Below are 5209 nucleotides of genomic sequence, written 5' to 3'. Positions count from 1 at the left end.
ACCGAAAGCCGCCGCCTACGCCTCGGCCAACTCCACTACTTCGACCACCCGCGCTTCGGACTGCTGGTTAGAATCGATCGGCCGGAAAACTAAGCCAAGCGCAAGCGCTGATAGTCATCACTACGCTCAAGAAAGGACTCAGCGAACCGGGAATCCAGCTTAATCTCTTCCATCCGCATTCAAAAACCTGCATGGACGAAATAATCACCGCCGATCAGGCAGCATAATCGGGGCACCAGAACAGAACCCCTGGGTGTCGGGTGTCGGGTAGACCGACCGGTCGCCCGGCCGGTCCCCCACAGATCCGGACATGCGGAACTCCCGCATCCGGCTCCTCGAGCAGAGAGTTTACCCAGCAACAGAGGCATAACGCGACAGTCGCGCCGGTGGCAAGGGATAACGCTGCAACAATCGCTGAGCCGTCTCCCAATTCATCCGCCGTTGCGATCGACGTCCGAGCCATTTAATCCAGAGCCGTTTTACGGCATGTAACACTTGCCGCAAGGACCGACTATTGCCTATCACACCGTAGTAGGCATAGTGCCCTCGAAGCAGGCGTGATAAGCGGTCGCATTGCTCGGCAACCGGCCAGTGTCGGTGGCGCCGACACCACTGATTGACGAGTCCCAAGACACGTCGGACGCGTGTTTTAGCTGTCTTGCGCAGTATCACCGGTCGGCCCGCGCGGGAGCGCCCCCAGTAATGTGTAAAACCGAGGAAGTCGAAACTCCCGGGCCGGGGACCTGCGCGGCGGCGCGCCGCTCTGAACGGTACAAGCCGGCTCTTCTCGGGATGAAGTCGCAGGTTGTACCGATCAAGACGTTTAGCCATAACGGCCGCCACGCGTCGAGCGTCCACCTCGTTGGTGAAGCCTATGACCAAGTCGTCGGCATATCGCACGAGAAAGGCCCGCCCCTTGAGACGGGGCTGAACTTCACGGTCGAACCACTCATCAACCACGGCGTGGAGATATGCATTCGCCAAGAGGGGTGAGATCACACCCCCTTGGGGGGTCCCCTGCCGGGTGCGGTACCACTGGGCGCCTTCCATGACGCCAGCATTAAGCCATTTACCAATCAAACGACGGATTACACCGTCACTGACCCTTCGCGCGATGACCTCCCGAAGTCGGTCATGGTCCAGCGTCTCAAAAAACCGCTGAATATCCACGTCGAATACCCATCCACCACCCTGGCGCATGGCATTACGCCACAAGTAGTCCAGGGCTTGATGGGCCGAACGCCCCGGCCGGAAACCGAACGAGCAGGCCAGAAAATCCTGCTCGAAGATCGGCTCCAACAGCATCGCCACCGCCCGCTGAAGGATCTTGTCTGAGAGCGTTGGTATGCCGAGGGGACGTTTCGTGCCATCACCCTTGGGAATGTAAACACGCCGAGCCGGCGGCGCCCGATAGCGACCCGAGAGGGCCGCTTCTCGGAGTCGTTCGAGATTACCGTACAGGTCGGCCTCGAACTCCGCTGCCGTCTGGCCGTCCACGCCTACGGCACCATCCTTCCGGATCCGACGGTAGGCTTCAAGCAACCAGTCCAGATCCAAATGGTGGGCCAGCGAAGTGAAAGCACGCTCGGGATGGGAACGCGCATTACATGCTATTCGTTGTTGTCGCGTGTACACGCCTGTCGGATTCCTGTGCATCCGCCGTGTCTCCAACAACGAGCCTCTCTACCCGGCTTTCCCTTCCCTCCTGCGGGTCCACAGGGCTCATGTTCCCCGCATTCACCGGTACTATGGAAAGCTCCGACTTCCTCTACTCCGTCGCCGAGACTCCTTGTGATCGTTGCCTCAAGCTACCACCGCAGTACGCTGTTCGTTCGCTCCGTTGCCGACCGCGTACCGCCAGCAACAGCCGGGCGGTTGCATTCCGGTCCGCCTGCCGGTTCCCTATTGGTGGAGAGTAGAGGACCTCCCAGGTTCCTGGGGAACCCTCACGCATGCGTGCCCCGCTCTCAGACCCCGACGGGACATATCACCACCAGGCCATTACAGTGGCGTCGTGCTGCCTTCCACGGTTATTAGCGTGTCGGCTCCCGCGATCGAAGTTATTTCGAGGCTCAATCACGCGGCCCGCATGCTCGCTGTCTACGCTTCGCCCGGGCAGTTACCCACCCACAGACGCAAGACTCGCTTTCGGCTGGTGGCCAGCCTTTGCCGAGTGGGACTGACTACCCACCGGGTTCCTCACACATTTTCTCGGCTGCCTCCTGCCGCCGATCCCATGCGACCAGGCTTTCCTGGCGCACAATAACTAAACAAGTACAAACTAGCACACCCTGACAGCGGTCCAACTAATCAGGGCATGGACTTTCAAACTCCGCATAGCCAAGCCCTCTGGCTACAGACGCCATCACGACATAAGACTCACATTTCTTTATGGGCTTTGGGCCGACAGCAACATCGAACCCATCCGGCGCCACTCCATATCTCACCGGCGACGAAACCTCCGGAAAAGGATCGACTGTCTTAAAGACAAGTCGCCACATCAATGACTCTCTATCCCGAAAGGTTCCCTGATAAACGTAAACACTCCTTAAAGCAATTCCACCCGAACCCAACCTCTCCTCATCTATAAAAAATACAGGAACACCCTCGTCCCACACCACATCGACTTCAATTGATCTTTGGCAGCCGTAAAGAAACACCAAAATTAAAAACACTACAATCAAACCAAATAACAACTTACGTTTCTCTGCGGTCATCATCTTTGGATGCCCCCTGGGCCATAAATCATGCTCTCATATTGATTCTGTAGAATGGGGTTTTGGCGAGACTGAACCTCAATATAATTATTTATAATCATGCCCTGCTGCTCAATCCCATACTGATCAAACCTCCTCCCATCAAGTGAACACTCATACGGTTCGGAGACAGTCATATGCTCTCCAATTGCCCGGATCGGCGTTAGACGCGTCACATTCTGATACTGCCAAACATGGGTCAATTCGTGCGCAAAAAATGCCTGATCCACGAGCCCTGCCTGCGAAAAATCCGCATGGTAGTAGTCGGGGTGAACATGAATCGTATTACCAACCACAACGCCCTTCGCATCAGCAAGATCAGTGATGAGTGCAGACTTGCGCACACGCACCTTGTCCCAGTCAATCGATTCTCCGAAGACCATATCTTGAAAGTGCTCAATCTCACCTTCCGTCATTTCCCGAGGACCACCGGATTCCCCAGCCTCAGCGACCGCATAGGCCATTGCTGCAGAAATCGCCCCATTTGTGAACGCCCCCATTCAATTAAAACAACCCACTCTCTCAACTCCCCTTGCAAAGCAACTCTGAATCAAGCTCATCGAGAATCCGCATCACCTCTTCGGCAGCATCATCAAATTTTATGGCCACAACAATTCTATCATCCCAAACCATTAGATCTTGGACGAGATCACTGGACAAAACCCCTTTAATCGGAACCAATGGATTATGGCGGTTTAGGTACAGGGAAGGTGGGATTGCGCCATCGTCGGCTACCGCAAATAATGTTTGCAAGCCACTTGGTGACCTGTACGATGACACCGTAGACGGTAAACCATTAGCATCTTCTCCATATCTCGACTCATAGAATCCTACAAAGAAATAATTTTCAGCCCAATCGTAATAGTCGGCGATCGCATCGCCGTAGATCCGAATCTTTCCTTCTTTGTCACCGCACCAATCTTCGGATATACGAGCACTCAAATATTCATCATTAGCTTTTTCATTCGGTGGCACCCCCTGCTCAATCGAAATCAAGCCCACAAAATCCGACTTCGCTATAACACTCATCAAGTCTATGTCTTCTGCATAAGATGTAGGCGAAAACATCAAAATCAGACCTGAAAAAAGAGAACCGAACAGATGTCTATAATTTATTATTACCATGTCAGCACCACTCAAGACTGTCACACGCAAATTGATCAGCCCTATGTTCGAGTCTGTGGCCGCTCAGATGACCGACTTCGTGCATAATCACGAACTCGGCTGACTGCCTCGAGTTTATAGGAATTCTATCTAGACTCATCATAAGCTCACCAGGCGTCGTAGCGCCTGCAAATATCGTTGCTTTATTACCACCTATACCTGCAACGCCATCAAGAAGCACAGCTCTTCCCTGACCGGAGTAGTTCAAACGGAACTCGACCGCGTCGTCATAGTTTGGGAATGTCTCGATTCCACTCACCGTCATATCTTCATTCATAGTGGCAACAGCGAATTCATTCTTGAACTCTATATCGAAGTCGCCAAGCAGTCCTTTTTCTTGCAGTCGATTTTTCGCCTGCTCGAACACAGCCTCTCGCTGGTCCGGATCCAGGATGTCATCTGGGTTTGTCCGTCTGCTTGAAAAGCCTCGTTTCTCAGCCGCCCGCCCAACCGCATAAGCAAAAGCCGCACTCACCGCCCCATTTGTGAACGATCCGCCACTCAAACTACTGGCGGTTCCACCAGCAATCACAACCACAATTGCCCGTGCCCCCTCATTGTCAATGCCGCCCGTCATGGTACCTGCCGCCGCACCAACGGCACCACCTATAAAGCCATCACGGAAGCTTCCTCCGTTCACGGTCGTCAGAGCACCACCAAGCGCCCCACTGGCCATGATATTGCCAAATGTCCCATACCCAGCTTCACCGATGGCTGCGCCTGCGGCAGCCCCCACTGTGGCCGTCGCCCCCATTAAGGCCGCCTCCTTAAGGTTGGCTCCTTGCATGTAACCGGCAGCCGCACTGGCCAGGCCCACGCAGGCGGGGCCACATACACCACCCAGTGCCGGCGCCGCAATCTGGAGTGCCCTGCCCAGGGTCGCTGAGTCCCCCGAGAAAACGGCGCCGAGTAACGCACTGGCAAAATACCCACTCGGGTCCGTATGCGAGAGCGGGTCATTACCCACATAAGTATAGCGGTTGAAGCCCTGACTGCTCTCGGGGAACTGCACGAAGGGGTCCGGGCTCAGGAAACGCCCCAGATTCGGGTCATAAACCCGGCCATTCATGTGGATCAGGCCCACCACGTCCAGGTGTTCGTGACCGGTGTAGCCGCGGGGATAGTCCGGCGGGGGGATGACAAAGCCCCCGATCATCTGAATATCCCCCTCGCCGGGCCGGCGCTCACCCCAGACACCGAAGTCCAGGCGGCTTGAGACCTGGGCACCGCTGCCGTGGCCGGTGACCGTCATCACCACCGAGCCCTGGTGGTCGTGGAGCAGATAACGG

Annotated in this window: 6 protein-coding genes; 1 reads left to right on the top strand and 5 read right to left on the bottom strand. The window is 55.5% G+C overall.

Going from position 1 to position 5209, the window contains the following annotated elements; translation table 11 throughout:
* Positions 1-93, top strand: a 93-nt coding sequence (locus VCB98_RS13995) for a CsiV family protein (RefSeq protein WP_374729223.1), incomplete at its 5' end; no start/stop codon positions are given.
* Between the two features lie 255 nt (positions 94-348).
* Here the strand turns inward: VCB98_RS13995 and ltrA are convergent.
* The 5 genes from ltrA to VCB98_RS13620 form a co-directional block, all read right to left on the bottom strand.
* Positions 349-1656, bottom strand: a complete 1308-nt coding sequence (gene ltrA, locus VCB98_RS13640) for a group II intron reverse transcriptase/maturase (RefSeq protein ID WP_346053462.1) — start codon at positions 1654-1656, stop codon at positions 349-351.
* Positions 1657-2306: 650 nt separating this feature from the next.
* Entirely contained in the window at positions 2307-2720 is a 414-nt protein-coding gene (locus tag VCB98_RS13635) for a hypothetical protein (RefSeq protein ID WP_346053460.1), read from the bottom strand.
* Entirely contained in the window at positions 2717-3220 is a 504-nt protein-coding gene (locus tag VCB98_RS13630; RefSeq protein WP_346053458.1) for an eCIS core domain-containing protein, read from the bottom strand. Before VCB98_RS13630 ends, VCB98_RS13635 begins: the two co-directional genes overlap by 4 nt.
* 58 nt (positions 3221-3278) lie before the next feature.
* A complete protein-coding gene (locus VCB98_RS13625) occupies positions 3279-3896 on the bottom strand; it encodes a hypothetical protein (RefSeq protein WP_346053456.1) in 618 nt (205 codons plus the stop codon).
* Positions 3883-5209, bottom strand: a 1327-nt coding sequence (locus VCB98_RS13620; protein ID WP_346053454.1) for an RHS repeat-associated core domain-containing protein, incomplete at its 5' end; no start/stop codon positions are given. The genes VCB98_RS13625 and VCB98_RS13620, both read right to left, overlap by 14 nt.

The organism is Natronospira elongata, assembly GCF_034931365.1.
GTDB classification, from domain to species: Bacteria; Pseudomonadota; Gammaproteobacteria; order Natronospirales; family Natronospiraceae; genus Natronospira; species Natronospira elongata.
This window is presented reverse-complemented; position numbering and strand designations above follow the sequence as displayed.